Source organism: Methylobacterium oryzae, assembly GCF_036441375.1.
In the GTDB taxonomy this organism is placed as follows: domain Bacteria; phylum Pseudomonadota; class Alphaproteobacteria; order Rhizobiales; family Beijerinckiaceae; genus Methylobacterium; species Methylobacterium oryzae_A.
In genome coordinates, this window is the sequence record NZ_MLCA01000017.1 from 123,808 (window position 1) to 147,172 (window position 23,365).

General features: G+C 68.9%; 18 protein-coding genes and 3 pseudogenes. 10 read left to right on the forward strand and 11 right to left on the reverse strand.

What is annotated here, in order from left to right; genetic code table 11:
* Nucleotides 1–7: 7 nt before the first annotated feature.
* From MOTC310_RS31230 to MOTC310_RS31265, 9 genes and pseudogenes are all read right to left on the reverse strand, one after another.
* Nucleotides 8–1,393 (reverse strand): dihydrolipoyl dehydrogenase, encoded by a 1,386-nt coding sequence (locus tag MOTC310_RS31230; protein WP_331304740.1) that lies wholly within the window; start codon nt 1,391–1,393, stop codon nt 8–10.
* Nucleotides 1,394–1,527: 134 nt separating this feature from the next.
* On the reverse strand, nt 1,528–2,544 hold the full coding sequence (gene truB / locus MOTC310_RS31235; protein WP_331293918.1) for a tRNA pseudouridine(55) synthase TruB: 1,017 nt from the start codon (nt 2,542–2,544) through the stop codon (nt 1,528–1,530).
* 65 nt (nt 2,545–2,609) lie between these two features.
* Nucleotides 2,610–3,038 carry a 30S ribosome-binding factor RbfA gene (gene rbfA / locus MOTC310_RS31240; protein ID WP_331293919.1) on the reverse strand — a complete coding sequence of 143 codons (429 nt, stop codon included), beginning with the start codon at nt 3,036–3,038 and terminating at the stop codon, nt 2,610–2,612.
* 104 nt (nt 3,039–3,142) lie between these two features.
* A pseudogene (infB, locus tag MOTC310_RS31245) lies at nt 3,143–5,179 on the reverse strand (translation initiation factor IF-2); the annotation flags it as partial.
* Between the two features lie 144 nt (nt 5,180–5,323).
* Nucleotides 5,324–5,803, reverse strand: coding sequence for a translation initiation factor IF-2 associated domain-containing protein (locus MOTC310_RS32950; RefSeq protein WP_419539982.1), 480 nt, complete (start codon nt 5,801–5,803; stop codon nt 5,324–5,326).
* Between the two features lie 76 nt (nt 5,804–5,879).
* Complete coding sequence (locus MOTC310_RS31250) at nt 5,880–6,602, reverse strand: RNA-binding protein (RefSeq protein WP_331293923.1); 723 nt, start codon at nt 6,600–6,602, stop codon at nt 5,880–5,882.
* A gap of 25 nt (nt 6,603–6,627) precedes the next feature.
* Entirely contained in the window at nt 6,628–8,265 is a 1,638-nt protein-coding gene (nusA, locus tag MOTC310_RS31255) for a transcription termination factor NusA (RefSeq protein ID WP_331293924.1), read from the reverse strand.
* Nucleotides 8,266–8,329: 64 nt separating this feature from the next.
* Nucleotides 8,330–9,094 (reverse strand): ribosome maturation factor RimP, encoded by a 765-nt coding sequence (gene rimP, locus MOTC310_RS31260; protein ID WP_331293925.1) that lies wholly within the window; start codon nt 9,092–9,094, stop codon nt 8,330–8,332.
* A 378-nt stretch (nt 9,095–9,472) separates the two neighbouring features.
* The gene (locus MOTC310_RS31265) at nt 9,473–10,483 is read right to left on the reverse strand and encodes an aldo/keto reductase (RefSeq protein WP_331293926.1); all 1,011 of its coding nucleotides are present in this window, start codon (nt 10,481–10,483) and stop codon (nt 9,473–9,475) included.
* A 205-nt stretch (nt 10,484–10,688) separates the two neighbouring features.
* Between MOTC310_RS31265 and MOTC310_RS31270 the strand changes: the two are divergent.
* Both MOTC310_RS31270 and MOTC310_RS31275 read left to right on the forward strand, forming a co-directional pair.
* Nucleotides 10,689–11,579, forward strand: a pseudogene (locus tag MOTC310_RS31270) (protein-methionine-sulfoxide reductase heme-binding subunit MsrQ); the annotation flags it as partial.
* Nucleotides 11,573–11,836: pseudogene (locus tag MOTC310_RS31275) on the forward strand (hypothetical protein); the annotation flags it as partial. The pseudogenes MOTC310_RS31270 and MOTC310_RS31275, both read left to right, overlap by 7 nt.
* A gap of 523 nt (nt 11,837–12,359) precedes the next feature.
* On the opposite strand, the gene MOTC310_RS31280 reads toward MOTC310_RS31275, so the two are convergent.
* The gene (locus MOTC310_RS31280) at nt 12,360–12,536 is read right to left on the reverse strand and encodes a hypothetical protein (protein ID WP_012320668.1); all 177 of its coding nucleotides are present in this window, start codon (nt 12,534–12,536) and stop codon (nt 12,360–12,362) included.
* A gap of 137 nt (nt 12,537–12,673) precedes the next feature.
* The gene (locus MOTC310_RS31285) at nt 12,674–13,081 is read right to left on the reverse strand and encodes a DUF4174 domain-containing protein (RefSeq protein WP_331304585.1); all 408 of its coding nucleotides are present in this window, start codon (nt 13,079–13,081) and stop codon (nt 12,674–12,676) included.
* 122 nt (nt 13,082–13,203) lie between these two features.
* Here MOTC310_RS31285 and MOTC310_RS31290 point away from each other — a divergent pair, with 122 nt between their 5' ends.
* The 8 genes from MOTC310_RS31290 to MOTC310_RS31325 all read left to right on the forward strand — a co-directional run bounded on the left by MOTC310_RS31290 (nt 13,204) and on the right by MOTC310_RS31325 (nt 23,030).
* Entirely contained in the window at nt 13,204–14,223 is a 1,020-nt protein-coding gene (locus MOTC310_RS31290; protein WP_331304586.1) for an NADP-dependent oxidoreductase, read from the forward strand.
* 168 nt (nt 14,224–14,391) lie between these two features.
* Nucleotides 14,392–14,958: a single-stranded DNA-binding protein gene (ssb, locus tag MOTC310_RS31295; protein ID WP_331304587.1), complete on the forward strand. Its 567-nt coding sequence runs from the start codon at nt 14,392–14,394 to the stop codon at nt 14,956–14,958.
* Nucleotides 14,959–15,111: 153 nt separating this feature from the next.
* A complete protein-coding gene (locus tag MOTC310_RS31300; protein WP_331304588.1) occupies nt 15,112–16,314 on the forward strand; it encodes a site-specific integrase in 1,203 nt (400 codons plus the stop codon).
* On the forward strand, nt 16,311–17,855 hold the full coding sequence (locus tag MOTC310_RS31305) for a site-specific integrase (protein ID WP_331304589.1): 1,545 nt from the start codon (nt 16,311–16,313) through the stop codon (nt 17,853–17,855). The genes MOTC310_RS31300 and MOTC310_RS31305 overlap by 4 nt, the downstream gene beginning before the upstream one ends.
* Complete coding sequence (locus MOTC310_RS31310; RefSeq protein WP_331304590.1) at nt 17,852–19,810, forward strand: hypothetical protein; 1,959 nt, start codon at nt 17,852–17,854, stop codon at nt 19,808–19,810. The genes MOTC310_RS31305 and MOTC310_RS31310 overlap by 4 nt, the downstream gene beginning before the upstream one ends.
* 354 nt (nt 19,811–20,164) lie before the next feature.
* A complete protein-coding gene (locus MOTC310_RS31315; protein WP_331304591.1) occupies nt 20,165–20,542 on the forward strand; it encodes a hypothetical protein in 378 nt (125 codons plus the stop codon).
* A gap of 2 nt (nt 20,543–20,544) precedes the next feature.
* Complete coding sequence (locus tag MOTC310_RS31320) at nt 20,545–20,997, forward strand: DUF6262 family protein (protein ID WP_331304592.1); 453 nt, start codon at nt 20,545–20,547, stop codon at nt 20,995–20,997.
* A 161-nt stretch (nt 20,998–21,158) separates the two neighbouring features.
* Nucleotides 21,159–23,030: an AAA family ATPase gene (locus MOTC310_RS31325; protein ID WP_331304593.1), complete on the forward strand. Its 1,872-nt coding sequence runs from the start codon at nt 21,159–21,161 to the stop codon at nt 23,028–23,030.
* Nucleotides 23,031–23,365 lie beyond the last annotated feature (335 nt).

Below are 23,365 nucleotides of genomic sequence, written 5' to 3' on the forward strand. Positions count from 1 at the left end.
CAACGCCTCAGCTTCTCTGTATCATCGTAGACATAATACTGGATAATCCTTCTTCAACCGTAGGATGATATACCGGTCGATCATGCACCGCCTGTGCCGTCTGCTTGTCCGCGATCGCGTAAGTGAGCAGGTGCGCGAGGTGCTCCACGGCCGGCCCGAGCATCTCGCCCCCGAGCAGCCGCCCAGACCGATCGGCCCAGACGCGCATGCCGCCGCGGTTCAGCCCCTCCACGCGGGCGCGTCCCTGATCCGCGAAATCCATAGCGCCGATGATCCGCCGGTCGTCCTCCGGATCGTAGGGCGCGCCGATCACCGCCGCCTGGGGCTGGGTGAAGACCATCGCGAGGCTCGTCCAAGGCTCCGGAATCGCGACCGGACGGCCCGCCGCGAGGGCGGCCGCGTTGGCGCCCGCGATCCGCCCCTGGCGGCTCGCCTCGTGCAGCACCGGCCGCCAGCCGTCGACATCGCCCGCGATCAGGATCGGCGCACCCGCGCAGACGAGGCTGCGCGGGTCGAAATCCGGCAGGCCCTTCTCACCGCGGCGGAGACCGGTCGCCTCCAGCCCGAGGGGCTCCAGGTTCGGGGAACGGCCGGTGGCAGCCAGCACCCGCGCCGCGCGCGTGACCCGCTCGCGCCCGTTTCGGTCGACCCAGCGCAGGCGCGCGCCGTGGCCGTCCGGAAGGGCGTCCCGAACCTCGGCGCCGAGATGAAGATCCAGTTCCGCACCGAAGATCTCGGCAGCCTGCCGGGTGAGGTCGGGCTCGGTCAGGCCGGCGACGCTGTCGCCCGCGTCGATCACCGTGACGGCCACGCCGAGCCGCGCCATCGCCTGGGCAATCTCGATCCCGACGGCTCCAGCCCCGAGGACGGCGAGCGAGTCCGGAAGATCGGGGATCTCGAAGAGGCTGTCGGTGGTCAGGACGTCCGCCCCGAGGCCGCGCAGGGAGTCGGGGACGATCGGGGTCGATCCGGTCGCGACGACCGCCGCCCGGAAGCGGATCCGGATCGCGTCGCCGATCACAAGGGTGCGATCGCTCTCGAACCGGGCGGCACCGTCGAGGCGCTCGTGGTCGGGCAGAGCGTCGAGGCCGTCGAGGACGCTGTCGACGAACCGGTCGCGCTCGGCGCGGAGACGCCGCAGCACGGCAGGTCCGTCCACGGCGACGCCGGAGACCCGGATGCCGAACAGGTCCGCGGTGCGCGCCGCTCGCGCGGCGGCCCCCGCGGCGATCAGGAGCTTCGAGGGCATGCAGCCGACCCGCGCGCAGGTCGTCCCGCCGGGCCCGCGCTCGATCAGCACCGACCGCGCCCCCGCTTCCGTGGCCGCACGGTGCGCCGCGATGCCGGCAGTCCCGGCACCGATCACCGCCACGTCGTAGTCGAACTCGCGCATCAGCATCCCGGACCGTCCGCCGGGGCCAAAGCGTCACGGCTCAGGTTCGTTCCGCCTGCGCGCTCACGTCTCAGCCCGACCTGGACCGGCCGGTGGCCCGCACGCGTCCGCCAGGACGGTGCGGAGCCGGAGAGTCAGGCGCCGCGGCCGGGGGCGGTGCCGCCGAGGTGGAACACCCGGTGCGGGATCAGCTCGCCGCGCTCCACGTCGCCCACGGCGACCAGGATACCGGCGCAGGTCGCGAAGGCCTTGCCCTCCACGGGCGCGTCGCGGCCCCGCAGGATGACCGGCTGTCCCCGCATCAGGCGCAGGCCCAGATCGCGCGAGACCGCGACCTCCGGGATGGCGTCGAGCGCCGTCTCCACTGGGCGCAGGTAGGCGAGCGCGGCCTCGGGGCTGCCGTCCGTCAGGGCCGAGACCGCGCAGGCCTCGGCCTCCGAGAAGGGCCCGACCCGGGTCCGACGCAGCGCGGCCACGTGGCCGTAGCAGCCGAGCATCCGGCCGAGATCGCGGGCCAGCGCCCGCACGTAGGTGCCCTTGCCGCACTCGGCCTCGATCACGGTGCGCTCGCCGTCGTGCTCGACGACCGCGAGCCGGTCGATCTGCACCGGCCGGGCGACCAGCTCCACGGTCTCGCCCTCGCGGGCGAGGTCGTAGGCGCGCTCGCCCTGGATCTTGATGGCCGAGTAGCGCGGCGGCACCTGCTCGATCGCCCCCACGAAGGCCGGCAGCGCCGCCTCGACGGCCGCACGGTCCGGTCGGGCCTCGCTCGTCGCCACGGGACGGCCCTCGGCGTCGTCGGTGTCGGTCTCGATGCCCCACTGCACGGTGAAGCGGTAGGCCTTGCGGCCGTCCATCACGAACGGGACGGTCTTGGTCGCCTCGCCGAGCGCGATCGGCAGGATGCCGGAGGCCAGCGGGTCGAGGGTGCCGGCATGGCCGGCCTTCTTGGCATTGAAGGCGCGCTTCACCACCGCGACCGCGTGGGTCGAGGTCATGCCGACATGCTTGTCGAGGATCACCCAGCCCGAGACGTCCCGGCGCTTCGGGCGGTCGGGTCGCGGCCCGCGCTGAGGACGGCGTCCCTCCGGACCGCGGCGCTCCGCACTCGGCAGGGGAGCCTGGCGCTCGGCCGGCGGAAAATCTTCCATGGAAACCGTCATGTCCGCGTGTCCCCGGGGTCGATGCCCCGTCCCTTTCTGCTTGGTATCGGGACTCAATGCCCCGTCCCGGTCTCCGGTTCGTCGTCCTCGGACCCGGACTCGAGGTCGCGCTGGACCCGCTCGTCCCGCAGCAGCTTGTCGATGCGCGCCGCCTCGTCGAAGGTCTCGTCCCGCCGGAATCGCAGCTCCGGCGCGAATTTCAGGTTCACCCGCCGGGCCACCTCCTGGCGCAGCACCTTCCGGTGACGCTCCAGGGCGGCGATCACCGGCGCCTCGTCGAGGCCGCCGAGCGGCATCACGTAGGCTGTGGCGAGCTTCAGGTCCGGCGACATCCGCACCTCCGGCACGGTCACGACATGCGTGCCGAGCACCGGATCCTGGATGTCGCCCCGCTGGAGCACCTCGGCCAGCGCGTGGCGCACGAGTTCGGCCACGCGCTGCTGGCGCTGCGAGGGGCCGGTGGAGGTCGGTTTCTGGGCCATTCTGTCTCGGGCCGCCCCGCCGGAGCGGACGGCGCACGTCCTGAAAAAAGAAAAGACGGCCGCGGCAGGTGCCGCGGCCGCCCTGTCCGGATGAGCCCGGAGCGTCAGAGGGTGCGGCGGATCTCCTCGACCCGGTAGCACTCGATCACGTCACCCGCGCGCATGTTCTCGAAGTTCTCGAAGGCCATGCCGCACTCCTGGCCGGAGGTGACTTCCTTCGCGTCGTCCTTGAAGCGCTTGAGCGTCTTGAGCTTGCCCTCGTGGATCACGACGCTGTCGCGGATCAGGCGGACATGGGCGCCGCGCTCCACGATGCCGTCGGTGACGCGGCAGCCGGCAACCTTGCCGACCTTCGAGACCTCGAAGACCTCCTGGATCGTCGCCTCGCCCAGGCGCTCCTCGCGGAGCGTCGGCGGCAGCATCCCCGACAGCGTGGCTTTGATGTCGTCCACGAGGTCGTAGATGATGTTGTAGTAGCGGATCTCGATGCCCGCCCGCTCGGCGGCCTCGCGGGCCTCCTTGTGGGCGCGCACGTTGAAGCCGATGACCACCGCCTTCGACGCCTGCGCCAGGGTGATGTCCGACTCGGTGATGCCGCCGACGCCTGCCAGGAGGATGCGGGCAGCCACCTCGTCGTTGCCGAGCTTCTCCAGGGCGCCCGAGATCGCCTCGACCGAGCCCTGCACGTCGCCCTTGATGACGACCGGCAGCTCCTTGCGGCCGGCGCCTTCCTTGAGATCGCGCATCATGTCGACCAGCGAGCGGTTGGCACCGCCGGTCCGGGCATTCTGGCGCTCGCGCTTCTGGCGGGCGCGGTACTCGGTGACCTCGCGGGCGCGGGCCTCGCTCGGCACCACGATCACGCGGTCGCCGGCATCGGGCGTCCCGTTGAAGCCCAGCACCTCGACCGGCACCGACGGGCCGGCGTACTGCACGTTCTCGCCGAGATCGTCGATCAGGGCGCGCACGCGGCCCCACTCGGCGCCCGCCACGACGATGTCGCCGGTGAACAGGGTGCCGCGCTGGACCAGGACCGTGGCCACGGGGCCGCGACCGCGGTCGAGCTGGGCCTCGATGACCGTGCCCTCGCCGTCGCGCTTCTCGTTGGCGCGCAGGTTCATGATCTCGGCCTGGATCTGGATGCCCTCCAGGAGCTCCGACAGGCCGGCACCGGTCTTGGCCGAGACCTCGAACTCGAGGGTCTCACCGCCCATCGACTCGACCTGGATGTCGTGCTGCAGCAGCTCCGTGCGGACCCGCTCCGGCTTCGCGTCCGGCTTGTCGATCTTGTTGACCGCGATGATCATCGGGACCCCCGCCGCCTTGGCGTGCTGGATGGCCTCGATGGTCTGGGGCATGACGCCGTCATCGGCCGCGACCACGATCACCACGATGTCGGTGACCTTGGCGCCGCGGGCGCGCATCGACGTGAACGCCGCGTGGCCCGGGGTGTCGATGAAGGTGATCATGTCGCCGGACGGCGACGCGACCTGATAGGCGCCGATGTGCTGGGTGATGCCGCCGGCCTCGCCCTCGACCACGTTCGCCTTGCGGATCGCGTCGAGCAGCGACGTCTTGCCGTGGTCGACGTGGCCCATGATGGTGACCACCGGCGGACGGGGATCGAGATCCTCCTCCAGGTCCGGCTCGTCGGAGGACAGGCCTTCCTCGACGTCGGACTCGGCGACGCGGCGCACCGTGTGGCCGAGCTCCTCGGCGATGAGCTGGGCGGTGTCCGAGTCGATCACGTCGGTGATCTTGTGGATCTGGCCCTGCTTCATCAGCAGGCGGATCACGTCCACGGCCCGCTCCGACATGCGGTTGGCGAGCTCCTGGATGGTGATCGTCTCGGGGATCGTCACCTCGCGGGACAGCTTCTCCTTCTGCTCCACGTGGCCGCGGCCGCTCATGCGCTGCTGGCGACGGCGGAACGAGGCGACGGAGCGCGTGCGCTCGTCCTCACCGGAGGTTGCGTTGGCGATGGTCAGACGGCCGCGGTTGCGGTCGCCGCCCGGGGATTTCGGGGTCTTCGGCGGCGCGATGATCTTGAGGGGCATGCCGGGACGGCGGATGACCCGCTTGGTCTCGGACTCGTCCTCGTTGGTCTGGGCGGCGCGACCGGCGGGGCGCGCGGCGGCGCCGTGCCGGATCAAAGAGCTCGACCGGGCTGAACACCTGCTGCCCGCCCGCGAGCGGCCTTACGACGGTCGCGGGCCGGATCTGATCCTCGCATAGCCCTTGGCAGATCGGCTCGACCAGATCGGTCTGCTGGCAGATCGGCCGCATCACGCCCCTGACGCAGATACACCGGCACAGCGCCCATGCTTGGCTGGGCAGGAGCAGGAGAGTGCAGAGCAGGAGGATCGACCNGCCTCGCGCCGGCGGGCGGCCGCTTCGGCCTCCGCCTTCTGGCGCGCTTCGGCCTCGCGGCGCTGCGCGTCGGCGAGGGCGGCGGCGCGGGCCGCGCTCTCCTGCTCGCTCAGGGTGCGCAGGACGACGCCCGAGGCGGCGCGCTGCGCCGGCCGCGGAGGCGGCGCCGTCGGCGCGGGGGCCGCCGGACGCGGTGCGGGTGCAGGCTCACGGGCAGGTGCGGCCGGCGCCGCACCGATGACGCGGCGCTTCACCGTCTCGACCACGACCTGCTTGGAGCGGCCATGGGAGAAGCTCTGACGCACGGTGCCCGCCTCGATCGGCCGCTTGAGAGAGAGCGGCTTCGGGGAAGTCCGGTTCAGAGTCTTGTCGCCCGGGTTGTTCGTATCGCTCATTCAGCCTGAACCCTGAGGGTTTCCATCGTCCCGTGAACCGACACCCGGTGGCGCCGGTCAAAATCGTCCTGCGTCGTCAACGTGAGGCTTCGTCGACCCCGCCGATTCGGGCTGGATCGGGCTCCCCGGTCGCCGCGGCGGCGCCCTCGAAGGAGCGTAGCCGACGCCAACGCGACAGGCAGCCGGCGGCTCCGGCTCCTGCGACGAGCGCAGCGTGTATCACATGATCCCGACCTAAGGCCATGTCCAATTCGTCCTCGGACAGGTCATCGATGATCGGGATCCTTGACATGGCGTCACCGTGGCGCCTGTGCAAGGCCGACGCGATCTTGCGCCGGCCGTCCGGGCTCGCCTCGGCGGCGTGAATCACCGCGATGGCGCCGGGCTGGCCGCCGATCGCGGCCTCGACCTTCGAGAAGCCCGCGACCACGCAGCCCGCCTTGTTGGCCATCGCGATCGCCTGCCGCAGGTCGCCCCGAAGTCCCGCGACGATCCGGTCCGGCAGGTCGGGGGCGGCCGGCGTCGGCCCCTTGAAGGCCCGCGAGAACAGGTTCTTCCGCACCGCGGTGGCGACCGCCTCGCGCCGGGCACTGACCCAGGCGCCGCGGCCCGGCAGCTTGGCGCGCAGGTCGGGCACGACGCTGCCGTCCGGCCCGCGCACGAACCGGATCATCGCCTCCGGCGCCTGAGCGACGCGCGTGACGATGCAGGTCCGCTCGGGCAAGCGGCGGCCGGGGCCGGCATCGAGCCCCCCGGCATCCAGCCCGTCCTCGGGCAGGGTCGTGTCGACCGCGACCATCGCGCCTCCGCCGCCGGCTCTCGGCTCAGGCCTCGGCCTGCGCGGGGGCGGCGTCTTCGCCCTCGGCCGCCTCGGCACCCTCCTCGGTCCCTTCCTCGGTCTCCGGCTCCGGCAGGGCCTCGATCCAGCCGGCCTTGAGGCGGGCGGCCATGATCAGGGCCTCGGCCTCGGCGCGGGACAGGTCGAACCCGTCGAGGTAGCCGGCGTGGCGCACGGCCTCGGGGCCGCGGCCCTCCGTGTAGCCGACGAGGTCGTCGGTGGCGCAGCCCGCCAGGTCCTCGACGCTCTTCACGTCGTTCTCGCCGAGGGCGACCATCATGGGCGTGGTGATGCCCTCGATCTCGCGCAGCTCGTCGGCGACGCCGAGCTCGGTGCGGCGGGCGTCGTGCGCCTGCTCGATCCGGGCGAGGTGGTCCTGGGCGCGGGCCTGGATCTCGGTGCCGGTCTCCTCGTCGAGCCCCTGGATGCCGGAGAGCTCCTGGATGTCGACGTAGGCGATCTCCTCGACGTTGCGGAAGCCTTCCGCGGCGAGCAGCTGGCCGACGGTCTCGTCGACGTCGAGCGCCTCCATGAACACCTGGGTGCGCTCGGCGAACTCCTTCTGGCGGCGCTCCGACTCCTCGGCCTCGGTGAGGATGTCGATGTCCCAGCCGGTGAGCTGCGAGGCGAGGCGCACGTTCTGGCCGCGGCGGCCGATCGCGAGCGACAGCTGGTCGTCCGGCACCACCACCTCGATGCGGTCGGCCTCCTCGTCGAGCACCACCTTCACCACCTCGGCGGGCTGGAGGGCGTTGACGATGAAGGTCGCCTCGTCCTCGGACCACGGGATGATGTCGATCTTCTCGCCCTGGAGCTCGCCGACGACCGCCTGCACGCGCGAGCCGCGCATGCCCACGCAGGCGCCCACGGGATCGATGCTGCCGTCGCGCGAGATCACCGCGATCTTGGCGCGCGAGCCCGGGTCGCGGGCCACCGCCTTCACCTCGACGATGCCGTCGTAGATCTCCGGCACTTCCTGGCCGAACAGCTTGGCCATGAATTGCGGGTGCGAGCGCGACAGGAAGATCTGCGGGCCGCGGACCTCGGAGCGCACGTCGAACAGGTAGGAGCGGATGCGGTCGCCCGGGCGGAAGGTCTCGCGCGGGATCATCTCGTCCCGGCGCACGATGCCCTCGCCGCGGCCGAGATCGACGATGACGTTGCCGTACTCGACCCGCTTGACGATGCCGTTGAGGATCTCGCCGATGCGGTCCTTGTACTCGTCGAACTGGCGGGCGCGCTCGGCGTCGCGCACCTTCTGGACGATGACCTGCTTGGCCGACTGGGCGGCGACGCGGCCGAAATCGAAGGGCGGCAGGGTGTCGGAGATCACGTCGCCGACCAGCGCGCCGGGGTTGTAGCGGCGTGCCTGATCCAGGGTGATCTCGCGGGCGTCGTTCTCCACCTGATCGACGACCAGGAGGTGGCGCGAGAGGCGCAGCGCCCCGGTCTTCGGGTCGATCTCGGCGTGAACGTCGGTCTCGGCGCCGTAGCGGGAGCGCGCGGCCTTGGCGATCGCCTCCTCCATCGCGTCGATCACGATGGAGCGGTCGATCACCTTCTCGCGGGCGACCGCGTCGGCGATCTGGAGGAGTTCGAGCCTGTTGGCGCTGACGACGGCCATCGGTGTCGGTCCTTCTCTTCCGTCAAATCTGCGTACCGGCCGCCGGGCGGCCGGCACGGGGGTCTCAGTGCAGGGAGTCGCGGTCCTTGAGCCGGGACGCCTTGGTCACGACCGGCTTCTTCGGGCCGGTCCGGGCCTGTTTCTGGGGCTTGGCCGCGGGGCTGGCCTTCCGGGGCCCCTTCGGCTGGAAGGGGCTCCGCACCGGCGCCGGCGCGCTCTCCGCGGCGGCCTCCTCGTCCTCTTCCGCGTCGGCCTCGTCCGCGGCGGACGGTCCGCCGCGGCGGAGCGACTCGCGGATCAGCTCGTCGGTGAGGACGAGATGGGCCTCGGCGAGGTCCTTCAGCGGCAGGTCGATGCGGCTCGGCAGCCCTTCCTTCACGTCGGGCAGGTCGATCGGGACGGTCGCGCCCGTCGGATCGGGCGTGCCCAGGATGCCGCGGAAGCGCTTGCGCCCGTCCAGCGGCGGGCTCAGCTCGACCTTCGCCTCGTAGCCCGCCCAGCGGGCGAAGTCCGAGACCCGCACCAGCGGCCGGTCGATCCCCGGCGAGGACACTTCCAGGTTGTAGGCGCCGCCCACCGGATCGTCGACGTCGAGGATCGGGGAGATCGCGCGGCTCACGGCCTCGCAATCGTCGATGGTGAAGGTGCCGTCCGGCCGCTCCGCCATGATCTGCACGGTGCAGCCGTTGACGTTGGACATCCGCACCCGGACCAGCCGGAAGCCGAGGCCCTCGAGCGGACCCTCGATCGCCTGCGCGACGCGCGCGGCGACACCGGCCTCGCGGACGAGGCGCTTCTCGGACAGATCCGCTTCGATCTCGGACGACATGGGTATGAGCGCGCAACCTTCGCGGCGTTCTGCTTGGCCGCCCGCGGCGTGGGGCCTCGTGCGGCGAGAGAGTGTGCGGCGAAAAAAAAGAGCGGACCCGGTGGGGCCCACTCCCGAACCGCAGCCTCTCGACTGCCATCAGAACTGTTGAGAGCTAGATAGCGACCCTCGGCCGGGAGCGCAAGACGGATCAGGCGCACGACGCACTCCCTGTTCTTCCCGATCTCGGCCTCATCCTGAGGTGCCGGAGCGTAGCGGAGGCCTCGAAGAAGGCCTCGGAGGAGGCCTCCAGGGATCGCGCGCTGTCTGGAGGGCTCCTTCGAGGCGCGCTGCGCGCGCACCTCAGGATGAGGGGGTTGGTTGGAGATCGGCCGCCTCTCAGCCGCTCCTCGGCACCCGCCCCTCCAGCGGATAGGCCGGATCGTTGTAGCCCGGCGTGGTCGGATGGCCCGCGGCGACGAACCCGTCGACCAGCGCCTCGTCCTCCGGGGTGAAGGCGTAGTCGAGGGCGCCGAGATATTCCTGCCACTGCGCCTCCGTCCGCGGCCCGGCGATGACGCCGGTGACGAGGCGGTTGTTCAGCACCCAGGCGGTGGCGAACTGGCCGGCCGTGATGCCGCGGGCCTCGGCGTGCTCCCTGAGCGTCCGGGCGATGCGGAGGGATTCCGGGCGCCACTCGGTCTGCATCATCCGGGTGTCCTGGCGGCCGGCGCGGGATTCGGCCGGCGGCGGCGCGTCGGGATCGTACTTGCCGGTGAGCACGCCGCGGGCGAGCGGCGAGTAGGGCACGACGCCGAGCCCGAAATGGGCGCAGGCCGGCAGGTGCTCGGTCTCGGGCATGCGGTTGAAGGCGTTGTAGTAGGGCTGGCTCACCACCGGCCGGTCGATGCCGAGCTCGTCGCAGAGCCGGCAGATCTCGGCGACCCGCCAGGACCGGTGATTCGAGACGCCGAAATGGCGGATCTTGCCCGCGTGCACGAGGTCGGCCATCGCCCGGACCGTCTCGGCCAGCGGCGTGTCGTGGTCCTCCTTGTGAAGGTAGTAGATGTCGATGAAGTCGGTCCCGAGCCGGCGCAGGCTGTCCTCGGCGGCCTTCATCACGTGGACCCGCGAGAGGCCGCGGTCGTTGACGCCCTGTCCGGTCGCGTTGGCGACCTTGGTGGCCAGGATCCAGGCATCGCGCTCGGCCCGGATCGCCCGGCCGGTGATCTCCTCGGAGCGGCCCTCCGTGTAGACGTTGGCCGTGTCGATGAAGTTGATCCCGGCCTCCCGGGCGCTGCCGACGATGCGGCCGGCCGCGGCCTCGTCGGTGGGGCCGCCGAACATCATCGTGCCGAGGCAGATCGGCGAGACCTTGAGGCCGGAGCGGCCGAGCGTGCGGTACTGCATGGGATCCATCCAACGTCCGTCGTCCCGCTATCTCGCCGCGGGAACGGCGCGGTCAACCACAACACAGGTCAAGGCGGCCCTGTAACCTGCGCGCACCCGCGGCGAACCGACCCGCGACGGCACCGATGGCCCGGGCAGCCGTTCCCGCCGGTGGCCCGGGCCATCGGTGCCGCTATCGTTGACCGAGAAGCTTCCGTTCGGACCCATGATCGATCGCTTGGCCGCTCCCCTCGGCATCCCGCTCCCCTGGCTCGACCGCGGCGGTCGGCTCTCCGGGCTGAAGCTCGCGGTGTTCGCGGGCTGCGTCGCGCCCGCGCTCTACCTCGCGGCCGCCTACCGGCTCGACGCCCTCGGCGCGAAGCCGATCACCGCGCTGATCCACGCCACCGGCGAGTGGGCGGTGCGCTTCCTGCTCTTCTCGCTGGCGATCTCGCCGCTGCGCCGCCTTGCCGACTGGCCGAAGGTCATCGTCGTCCGGCGCATGCTCGGCGTCACCGCGATGGCCTACGCGGTGGCCCACCTCGCCCTCTACGCCGTCGACCAGAACCTGATCCTCACCAAGGTGATCTCGGAGATCGCGCTCCGGCTCTACCTGACGATCGGCTTCGTGGCCCTGATCGGCCTGATCGCCCTGGGCCTGACCTCCACGGACGCCGCGATCCGCAACCTCGGCCCGAACTGGAACCGCCTGCACCGCCTCGCCTACACGATCGCCGTGCTGGCCCTGGTCCACTACTTCCTGCAGTCGAAGATCGACGTCACCGACCCGGTCTTCTCCGCCGGTCTGTTCCTGCTGCTGATGGGCTGGCGGGTGATGCGGCGCTTCCGGTGGCCGGAACGGCCCTGGTCGCTCCTCCTCCTGGCCGTCTTCGCCGGGCTCGCGACCGCCGGGCTGGAAGCCGCGTGGTACGGCCTCGCCAGCGGCGTCCCGGCCAGCCTCGTGCTCGCAGCCAATCTCGACTTCTCAGGCCCGATCCGGCCGGCCTGGTGGGTGCTGGCCGTCGGCCTGTCGCTGCCGCTCCTCGCCCTGGTGCGGGGCCCGAAGGCGCGCGCCGCCGGTCCGGCGCTGGGCCGGGGGCCGGCCGCCGCGCCCCGCCNTGCACGCCGCCCGAGCCGCCGCCAGCCTCCGCGCGTCCGGCCAAGCCGGCGCTGCCGCCGAAGCCCGCCTGCCTCGACGCCAAGGAAGGCTGCCCGGGCTGGGAGGCCTACAGCTACAACGACGCGATCAAGGCCTACAACCTGCAGGCGCAGGCCTTCCGGCCGATCGCCGAGGCCTACCTGCAGAAGCTCAACGCCTACGTGAAGGCGAGCGCGGACTACGCCCAGTGCGAAGTCAACGCGATGCAGAAGTAGCCGGCTGAACGGCAGCCGACACGCCGGCTCGGGGGCGGTTCAGGCGCCCGGGCGCACCCTTCGGTGATGATGGCCGCGATCCCCGCGCGCCCGCTCACGCCGAGGCCACCGTGCCCGCTCGTCGTCTCCTCGTACGAACCGGTTTCTGCGCCCTGCTCCTCGCCGCCGGCCCAGCTCTGGCCGCCGATTTCGACGGCCCCTACCCGCCGCACGGCTACGCCGGGCCCGCTCAGGACGACGAGCCGGAGCGCCGGCCACCGCCGCCCCCGCCCCCTCCGGGACCGCGGCCCGAATCCGAAGTCCGCGGTCCCCGCTTCACAGCGGCGCCCCCAGAAGCGTCCCCGGAGGCGTGCCGGGAATTCGTGCGGCGGCGCTTCGGTCCGGACGGAGAGCCGGTGCTGCGACGGGTGCGGGTCTGCGACGAGCCGGTCATCGACCGCGGGCCGCCGCCACCTCCCCCGCCGCCGGAGGACATCCCACCCCGTCGCTGGGGCGGGCCGCGCTGGTAGCGTGGGAATCCGGCTCAGATGCGGGCCGGCGCCTTCCTAAGGGCGGCCGCGAAGGCCTTGAGCTGGCGGTTCAGATCCGCCAGCTCGTTCAGCGCGATGGTCTTGTGGCCGTCGCGGACCGCGCGCTCGATATCCTCGACCTGAAGGTCGACGAGGCGGCGGATGGCGGTGGCGACTTGCTGTCGGGTCATCGATTCGAGCGTCTCGTCCGAGCGTCCTGGCGGGCCTCAACGGACGGCCGGGGCGCGGCCGTCGACACGTTTCGGTGATAGGCCGGTAGGCTTAACCGATGGTGTCCGCGGCCCCGCCGTTCACAGGGGACCCGCTCCTAGCGGCGCTCGCGCATCTCGGTCCGGCGCATCGGCATCGCGTCGATCGTGGAAAACAGCCTCTGCGGCGCGACCGGCGCCTCGGCGGTGAGCTTGGCGCTCCCGTCCTTCCCGATCAGGACCGCGCGGAAGCTGTCCGCGGGCAGGCCGAGCCGGTCGCGCAGGGCCCGCGCCTCCGCGCCGGAGCCGACCGCCTCCAGCACCACGAGGTCGCGCTCGGCGACGCCGGTGCGGACCGAGGCCAGCGCCGCCCGCTGCGCCCGGAGCTGCGCGTTCCCGGCCTCGGGCGCCGACAGGACCAGCACCCGCGCCCGGTCACGATAGGTGTCGAGGGGACCGGCCCGGGCGGCCCCCGCCGCCATCGCCGCGATCGCCGCCAGCCCAAGTCCCAGTGCCGTCTCCCGCATGCCGCCGCTCCGCTTCCCGAGCCGGGACAACGCGCGACTCGCACCCGCGATCGCCGCGGCGCCTTTGCCTCCCGGGCCCGGCGCCCCAGATCGGGGCGGCAGCCTGTCTCCGGGAGTCCGCCATGACCACCGCCATGAACCGCCGCATCGTCCTGGCCTCGCGCCCGCACGGCGAGCCGCGGCCCGAGAATTTCCGCCTGGAGGAGGTGCCGGTGCCGCAGCCCGGACCCGGCCAGGTCCTCCTGCGCACCCGCTGGCTGTCGCTGGACCCCTACATGCGCGGCCGGATGAGCGACGCGAAATCCTACGCGGCGCCCGTCGAGATCGGCGCGCCGATCACCGCCGAGACGGTGGGCGAGGTGGTCGCCTCCAACCACCCGGATCACGCCGTGGGCGACCTGCTGACGGCCTTCGCAGGCTGGCAGGAGTACTTCGTCACCGACGCCAAGGGCTCGCGCAAGGTCGATCCCGCGGCCGCGCCGCCCTCGACGGCGCTGGGCGTGCTCGGGATGCCGGGCATGACCGCCTATACCGGCCTCCTCAACATCGGCCGGCCGAAATTCGGCGAGACCGTCGTGGTGGCCGCCGCCGCCGGCCCCGTGGGCTCCCTGGTCGGCCAGATCGCCAAGATCCACGGCGCCCGCGCCGTCGGGATCGCGGGCGGCCCCGAGAAGTGCCGCTACCTCACCGAGGAGCTCGGCTTCGACGCCGCGATCGACCATCGCGGGTCCGACCTGCCGGGCGCGCTGGCGGCCGCCTGCCCGAAGGGCATCGACGTGTACTTCGAGAATGTCGGCGGCGCGGTCTTCGCCGCCGTGCTGCCGCTGCTCAACCCGTTCGCGCGGATCCCGGTCTGCGGCCTCGTCTCCGCCTACAACGCCACCGAGGTGCCCCCCGGCCCGGACCGCCTGCCCGGCCTGATGCGCGCGGTCCTGACCAACCGGCTGCACATCCAGGGCTTCATCGTCTGGGACTTCGCCGAGCAGGCGGACACGTTCCGCAAGGAGGTCGCCGGCTGGATCCAGGACGGGCGCGTCCGCTACCGCGAGGACGTGGTCGAGGGGCTGGAGAATGCCCCCGAGGCGTTCATCGGCCTGTTGAAAGGTCGGAATTTCGGCAAGCTCGTCGTCCGCGTCGCCTGAGAGCGGCTTGCTGCCGAAACGGAACGGATATAGAACAAATCGATCCGTCGGCGCTGCGGAAAGCGGGCACAAACCCGCCCCGCCGGTTGCCGCTCCGGAGGCCCGGGCGCATGGTTCGCGCGCCGCCGGGCAGATGCCCTGTGAGATCCGTACGACTAGGAGAGAGCGATGGCGGGCAGCGTCAACAAGGTGATTCTGGTGGGCAATCTCGGGCGCGATCCCGAGATGCGCCGCCTCGGTTCGGGCGACCCGGTCTGCAACCTGCGGCTCGCGACGTCGGAGTCGTGGAAGGACAAGGCGACCGGCGAGCGCAAGGAGAAGACCGAGTGGCACTCGGTCGTGATCTACAACGACAACCTCGCCCGGGTGGCCGAGCAGTACCTGCGCAAGGGCTCGAAGGTCTACATCGAGGGCCAGCTCCAGACCCGGAAGTGGACCGACAATTCCGGCGTCGAGAAGTACACGACCGAGGTGGTGCTCCAGCGCTTCCGCGGCGAGATGACGATCCTCGACGGGCGCGGCGGCGGCGGTGACTTCGCCGGCGAGGACGAGGGCGGCGGCCAGATCAGCCGCGGCGGCGACTTCGGCGGTGGCCGGGGCGGTGATCGCGGCGGCGATTTCGGCGGCGGTCGCGCCCAGGGCGGCGAGCGGCGTCCGGCCCCGGCCTCCTCGGGTGGCGGCGGTGGCGGTGGCAGCCGCGGCGGCTACGACCTCGACGACGACATCCCCTTCTGACGTGCGGGGAAGCCATTTTTGTCCACTATGTGAGCTAAACGCCTGTCGCTGCTGGATATTCCGGTAGCGACGGGTTAACTGCGAAAGGCAGGTTTTGGCGTCTTCGTAGGCGGTGGTCGGTTTTTGTAAACGACTTCCGGTTAAGATGCTGAGATGAACTGTGAAATTCCTCCCTTCAGTGTAAAGCTGCTGCGTTTTCGCTCCGGCGAGCGTCACGCGGCCATAGTCGACGGCCGCGGCCTCCTGGCTACGCAGCCCGGCTTCTATGTGATGCGCTCGCGCCGGGGACGCGAGAAGTCGGCCGGCACCGACGAGCTACGGCTCAGAGCCGTCGCGGTCGCGCTCAACTGGGCTTCTCTCCGCGGCATCGACCTCCAGGCCAGGACGGAGTCGTTCGAGCTCCTGGGTCCCGACGAGATCGACGACCTCAAGGATGCGTTGCGCCTCAACCTACGGGCGGCGAAGGGCGCGAAGGTCAATGGCACCGTAAAGCCCGGTCACTTCGTGAACCGCTGTCATGCCGTCCGAGATTACATCGTCTGGCACGCTAATCTCGCCTTGCATCGGATCCGGGTCGGGGATCCTCGCCTGCCGGAGGCGCGGCTCGCCCTGGACCGTTTCGTCAAGACGATCGACAGCGACCTTCCGAGCGGCGGGTCGGGGGAAAGGGATCCTGTCCACGAGGATGTCCTTCAGGAGATGTTGGCGGCCATCGTCCCGGGCAGCCCCAACAACCCCTTCCGACCGGAGCACCAACACCGGAACTACGCCCTGCTACTGCTCTACTACGAGACCGGCATGCGGCGCGCGGAAGCCCTGGTCCTGAAGGGCGAGGATCTCGTCCTGCATGGGGCGAAGCCGTCCGTGACGGTGGTGCGACGGCCTGACGACAAGGATGACCGTCGCAAAGTAGAGCCGCGGGTCAAGACGCTCGGCCGTGAGATCCCGATATCTGCAGAGTTGGCCCGCGCTCTGGATGTTTGGATCAAGCGGCATCGTAATGATCCGAAGCGATATCCCGGCGCTTCAAAGAACTCGTACGTTTTCCTTTCACAGGAAGGAACCGAGCTCGGGCTGCGCACAGTCAACGACATGTACGATCTGCTGCGTGATCGTATCAAGACCTTGCCGGTCGGCTTGACACCTCATGCGAAAAGGCATGTGGCCAACGTGCGCTTCTCCAAAAAGAGCCGCGCGCTTGGCTGGACCGATGGCGAGACGGAACTGGCCAGAAATTACCACTTTGGATGGAAGAAAGGGTCAAAACAGGGCGCTCATTACAATCGAGAATACGCGAAGGAAATGGCGGCGCAGCACGTCGATGCCGTCCAGCGGAAAAGCACAGGTGCTGAATGAGCGCAGTTTTACGCTTGCTGAAAATTGCTCCGGCGCCGAGTTCGGAGGCCATCATAGATCTATCTGGCCTACCGGTCGATACTTCCACGGATTTGTGGAACCTGAACTACGCGGGTGATAAAATATCACTAAATTTTGCTCATCTTCCATTCAGGGCTGAAGATTTATTATCGGCTACGAAATCGTATATGCGAGCTCTTATAAAGTCGAAGGCCCCGAAGTCTGTCTATAATACCTTTGCCGCGTTGCGCCTGCTTTCTCAGTCTGAATTGTTTGTTGAAGCGGAGCGTAATGGAACGGAGATACCGGAGAGCTTCATAGCTGAGCTTCAGGCCAAATTAGGGTCAAAAGCTTATCAGTTGCACCATATTCGCCATTGGTACCGTTCCGGCGCTGACCGCGGGTATGCGTCGTTCTCACCAGAGGTTGCGTTTCAGCTCGACCAAAAAGTGATTGGCGGAAATGCTAAAGGGCACGCAGTTCTCTCATTAGATCCTGAAGATGGCCCTCTAGTCGATTTAGAAATCACTGCCCTACTAAATGCACTGAATGCTCAGCGACGGAAAAACTCCCTGCCGCTCGACTGCAGTGCGGCGCTCTGGCTCTGTGTTGCTTTGGGCTGCAACCCTTTCCAAATGACGCTGCTGCGCGAGCGTGACATCGAGATAATTAGCGAGGGCAACAATCGCTTCATAAATTTGCGTGTCCCTCGCGTTAAGAAAAGGCACGACGCCCCGCGCACCGCGTTTAAAACGCGCAAACTAACGTCAGAGATCGGAGATGTAGTCCTTAACCTAATTGCAGAGAACCGTCAGCGGGAGGCGCTACAGGGTCGAACTACCGGCCCAGACACTCCGATTTTTCTGCGACGGACGATGAGGTCGCACTTGGAGGAAACCATGGCCGATTATGCTTGGCACATGTACCCGTCCGAGTTCACGGCGCTCGTCGGCGACGGGGTCTCACGGCTCGGCGTCATCTCGGCTAGGACCGGGGAGCCACTGAAGGTCACCACGCGCCGCCTGCGGTATACCTTCGCCACCCGGCTCGTCCGCGAAGGCGCGAGCATGGAGGAGGTGGCGGAAGCGCTCGACCACACCGACCTACAGAATGTCCGGGTCTACTTCGACATCAAATCGGACATCGTTAAGTCCCTGGATCGGGCGATGGCGCTCAAGCTTGGGCCTGTTGCGCAAGCGTTCCTTGGCAATGTCGTGCCGAACGAGGCCGATGCCGAGCGAGGCGGTGATCCCGCCAGCCGAGTTATGGCTGTCGACCGGGCAACAGGGCGTCCGGCTGGCCTTGGTACCTGTGGGGAGCATTCCTACTGCAACCTGCTCGCACCTATCGCTTGCTACACCTGCGGCCAGTTCCAGCCTTGGATGGACGGTCCCCACGACAAGATCCTGGACGACCTAATAGCTCAGCGCGAGCGCAAGCAGGCTGCCGGGATGGATGGCCGCATGGTGACGATCCATGACGCGACCATCCTGGCCATCGGCGATGTGATCCGGCGGATCGAGGAGGCGCGAGCGATATGAACATCCACATCCTGCCCTCCGCCAAGCACCGCGACGCCGAATCGAACCTCGATGCCTTCGTGGCTCGGGCGCGCGCCTGCACGAGCTTCGGCGCCGTGCGTTTCGACGATGCGATGTGGGAGGTGGCGCTCACCAAGGCGAAGCGGGCCAGCAGCGCCCGGGCTGGGGTCAGTCGCCTATACTTCACCGAAGCCCTGGCTGGCGGCAGGGGGGAGCAAGGTCGCGTCCCCCTGTCTGAGCCTTTCGCAAGCTTCCTGAAGGCCGTCGTGAGGCTGCGCGAGGAGGATGGTTCAAAGCACCTCGACGACCATGCCGGGTTGATCGCCGCGGGACGTTTTCTGCACGGCCAGATGGCCGAGATCGACTATGACCCGTGCAAGCTGCTGCCGGACTTGTTTCACCAAGCTGCCAACGCTGCGAGGAAGGCTCAGAGCGCCAACACCGCATACGGAACGGGGAAGAAGCTGGCCGAGCTCGCTAGTTGGGTCGACCGATATGGAATCGGGCGCGCGCTCCAAGATTTCAATAATCCGATCCGACGGCCGTCTGGGGTTGAGGGTCGCCTGGATGCCGAGGCGAAACAGCGGCGAGAGGAGAAGCTCCCGAGCGAAGCCAGTCTCGATGCCCTAGCCACCCTCGCCAACCGCGTCACGGAAGACGTCGATGTTCTGCGGATAAGGGCAGTCGAGCTGCTCGTTTGCGGCGGATGGAGAATCAATGAGCTGCTCAGCCTGCCGGCGGATTGTGAGGTCGAGGAACGCGCCTATCACGACGGACAGCCTGTCCTGGATGACCGGGGTGAGCCGGTCGTGCGCTACGGGATCCGCTACTGGGGCGAGAAGGGCGCGCCTCCGGCACCGAAGTGGATTGCGACGCCGCTCGTAGACGTGGCGAGGCGCGCTGTCGCCGACATCCGTCGCATAACCCAACCCGCCCGCGACGCGGCCACTTTCATCGCGCGGCATCCTTGGGGCGTCATGGCTCCCGGCCTCGACGGCGGCGATCCGAGCGAGCTCATAGAATGTCGGTCTGTCGCGAAGTTGCTCGGGTTGCCGCATGTAACAAGCGGCCTGCAGTGGTGTCGGACCTGGGAAGTGCCGCTCCTTCAGGAGGGGCGATCACTTTACGTTCGCCGCCGCGATATCGCCGGTGCGATCCGGCTCGACGCTCCGAAGGTCCCTCCGGAAAGTCCCCTTAGGCTTGAACAACACCTGTTTCTGATCCCCCAGAACTACACCCACCCAGATCGCTCCGTCATCCCGGGCTCCGTCCGATTCCTCACGGATGGGATGATGTCCGGCTTCATCGCGGGCAAGCCCGGGGCACCCTCGATCTTCGAGCGCTTCGGCTTGGTCGAGGACGATGGCACCCCGATCCGGATGAATACCCACCAGTTCAGGCATTGGCTCAACACCCTCGCTCAGGCGGGTGGGATGTCTCAGATGGAGATCGCCCGTTGGTCCGGCCGGAAGGACGTCGGACAGAATGCGGCCTACGACCACGTCTCCGGGGCCGAGTTGGCCGCCAAGGTCCGTAAGTTGGTCGAGAAGGGTGAGATCCGGGGAGCGCTCGCTGACGTGCATGAGAAGCTACCGCCCCAGGATAGGGCGACCTTCCGAGAGGTTCAGATCGCGACGGCCCACGTGACCGAGATCGGCATGTGCCTCCACGATTGGAGCCTGCTGCCGTGTGCTCAGCACGGCGACTGCTCGGGTTGCGGTGAGCACGTGGTGGTGAAGGGTGACGCCTCTCAGTTGGCGGCGGCGGAGCGGATGCTGGATGAGACCCAGATGCTCCTGGCGGCAGCCACCGGCGAGGCCGATGAGGGAACCTACGGCGCGCCGAGGTGGGTCGCGTCCCATCGGCGAACGATGGCCGGGCTTGAGGCTATCGTGGGCGTCCACCGAGACGGCAGCATTCCCGACGGAACCCTCGTGCAGCCGCCGCGATCCTGACGTCGCGGCACTAACCATAAGCCCTCTCTCGGCACGACTTCGGGACCGTTCCGTGCTATACTTCAAGATCCCCAAAATCACATCGACTTAGACCTATCCGCCCGGCGGAGGGTCGCGTTTTCCCGTTCCAACGGAGGTCAATTCGCGCGTCCAGGTGACGCCGCGTCCGCTCGTCCGAACAACCAATACGAAGGAGTCAGAGTGTTCACATCCTTGCTGTTCTCTCCAGTCTCGGGGTCGAATCAAGGTCGGGCCCAGGCTCGGGCGAGACGAATGGCGGCAAAGAGAGGTGGGCGACGGCCGCCGGGCGGCTTGCCCCGGACCCGACGTAGGCAACACCTGGACGAGACAGTCGTGGCTCGCATCCGCGAGGTGGTCCAGACATGGCCGGAACTCCCGCTTCGTTGGGTGGATCTGATCGCAGCTCTGCAGCAGCGCAAGGTCGGATCCTGGACGAGGCAAGCGCTGGCGGCAAAGCCTGAGATCGTCGAGGTGGTAACCGCCCGTAAGCAGGCTCTGGCTCGTGGAACGAAACGACGGACGCGAGACCCTGAGGTGGTGGTCTTAAGGCGGCAGGTCGAGGGACTTCAGGCTCAGGTTGAGGAGCTGCTCGGCAAACTCGCCTGGTACGAGGAGCGCCATCTCATCATGCTCCGCAACGCCTCTGTCCGGAAGCTGACCGAGCACGATCTCATGAAGGATCTGCCGCCCATCGACCGGAGCAAGTTCTAGCCATGGGCGAGTTGATCTCTGGGGCGGCCGCCGGCGCCGAGAACGTTCGCCGGCTGCGAGCCTACTTGGACGATTTGGCGGCAGGTGGGCTCGCGCTGCCGGTACGGCAGGGGCGGGTCAACGTCTCGGCGGTTGCGCTCGCCTGTGGGTTCGACCGGCAAGTCCTCTACAAGAACCCAACCGCAAAGGAGATGCTCGCCGAGGCCGAGGCCAAGCTCGGCCTTGATCGAGGTGACGGCGAGGATGCGGCTGAGGACGAGAAGCCCGCGGTCCGGACCCCGGATCAGCGCGACCGCCGAATTCACAAGCTTGAGCAGGAGAACGCCGCCCTACGTGCCGAGGCCGCTGGCCTGCGCGAGCGTCTCCGGCGGATACGTCACGTCGAGGAGCACATGGTGGAGACCGGCCGATGGGTCGCGCCCCTCCCTCAGTCCCTTGGTGAGACTGGAAAATGACCGTCCCTCGGAGCCGACCTGCGGATAGCAGACCCTCGCGCGCAGGGGAGGTGAAGGGGGCGCCCGTCAGGGCGGCGCTTGCGCTTGCCCCTTCGCCTCCCCGAGCACGGGGGTATGATAGGAGTAGGTCGGCGGGGCAGGAGACAGCGGGCGCGACGCTCGTGCGCCACCTTGCTGAAACTCCCGCGTTCGAGGGAATCGGCTACGCCAAGGCAGCCCGCCTACTGGAAATCTTCGACGAAGAACTCCCCCGTCTGTTGGCGGCGGGGGATCCGATACCCTTCGTGCCCGTCGTCGGCGAACGGGCGGCAGCCACCCTCGTGGCCGCTTGGCGGGAGGACCTGGCGCGGAACGACATCGTCGTCTGGTTGGCCGAAAATGACCTCGACGTGCGCCTCGCCGGCAAGATCGTGCGCCTCTGGGGGGCGGACGGAGCTGCCCGCATCCGTCAGCATCCATACGCGCTGATGGCGCTTGCGCCCTGGCCGGTGGTCGACGCCGCGGCTCGACGCCTTGGGATGGCCCCTGACGCGCCAGCCCGGCTCGTGGCTGCCGTCGAGGCCGTCCTCTACGACCGGCTGCAGCAGCAACATACCTGGACGTCACGCCGGAAGCTGCTGGGTCGCCTGGAGAAGCCCTTCGGCATCCCGCCGGAACTGGCGAATCGCGCCGTGCTCCTCGCAGCCGATGCTGGCGCGGCAATCGCCGTTGCAGACGGTTGGCAGCCGGCAGGCGCCATGATGATGGAGCGCTTCGTCCTTGAGCGCCTGAGCACGATGGCCTCGGGGCCGGCGGTCGGCGACCTCGTCGCCCGGGATGTCGGCGACGCCGAGTTGCAACGCTGGCTCGACTGCGCCACCGGCCCGGTCGGGGTGGATCTCAACGAGGAGCAGCAATCCGCTGTCCGCTTGGCGGTACAGGGGCGCATCGGGCTGGTTCTGGGCGGAGCGGGAGTTGGGAAGACTACGGTCCTGAGGGCCGTGTGCGCAGCTTGCGCCTCCTTCGGTCGGGTGGTCCACCTGATGGCCCTCGCCGGTCGCGCGGCGGTGCGGATGCGCGAGGCGACCGGCCGGCCCTCCTCGACCATCGCCGCCTTTCTCAAGGCTTGTGAGGCCGGCAAGGTCGTCCTCGGCCCGGAGAGCCTCGTCGTGGTCGACGAGAGCTCCATGGTCGACCTGCCAACCCTCTACCGCCTACTTCGTCATCTCCCGGAAGAATGCCGGCTGCTGCTCGTCGGAGACCCTGCCCAGCTCGGGCCTATCGGCTTCGGCCTCACCCTGCATGCGTTCGCGGATATGGAGTGGATCCCGAAGGTCCGCCTAACGCGCATCTACCGCCAGGCCGAGAGCTCCGGCATTCCGGTCGTGGCCGCGTCGGTGCGGGAAGGGCATCTCCCTCGCCTCCCCGCGGAAATTGGGTGCGGGCATGGCGTCGTGCTCGTAGCCACGCCGGACGAGCCGACTGGCGAGGACGTGGTCGATGCGGTCGCGGCGCTGGGAGGCTTTCGTGACGATTTGCGCATCCTTTCGCCGGTGAAGATGGGCGCGGCGGGCACGGTTGCGCTGAACGAGAAGCTCCACCGCCTTCTCTCGCGCGGCAAGCCCCGCTTGCAAGGTCACGCCTTCGCGGTGGGGGAACCCATCATCTACGGTCGGAACGACTACCGGAGAGACCTTCGCAACGGCAGCCTGGGCGAGGTGGTTGACGTTAGCGATGGCGTGCTGACGGTGCATTTCGATGGTGAGCGCCACGAGTTCACGGGATCCGCGCTCGACGACGTCTCGCTCGCCTACGCCATCACCGTTCACAAGTCGCAGGGCAGCCAGTTTCATACCGTGGTGGTCCCGGTGTGCACGTCACGCATCCTCGATCGCTCCCTCATCTACACGGCGCTCACAAGAGCGACAGAGCGCGTGGTGTTGGTAGGCAGGGAGTCGGTGTTGGCGAAGGCTGTCGAGCAAATGGCGGCTGCCGACCGGCGGGAAACCGGCTTCAGTGCTACCGTCCTGGAGCGCCATCAGCCCACGGCTTGATGGTTCCGTACGGAGTGGCTACGGTCCCTGAGAACTTGGATTCGGCAGCGGGTCCGGGGAGCCGTCGTAACGCCGGCGCCAGGCGATAGATGACACTTCTGCCCGGCGCCATCGAGGATTGCCTAGACTTGTCAACGCAGTAACACACACAGTGGCGGTTCCTCCCCGCACAGAACCGTTCTAGGACCGCCTGCGATCCGGAGGCCCTGTACCGTCACCCGAGTCGGCCTGCCCGACCCGGGTGACGCGGACATCTGGGCTGCGTCAGCGCAGCCGTTTCAAGGCAGCATCCCGGGACCGCGCGGCGGTGCCCGGGATCCAGATCCGCCGGCGTA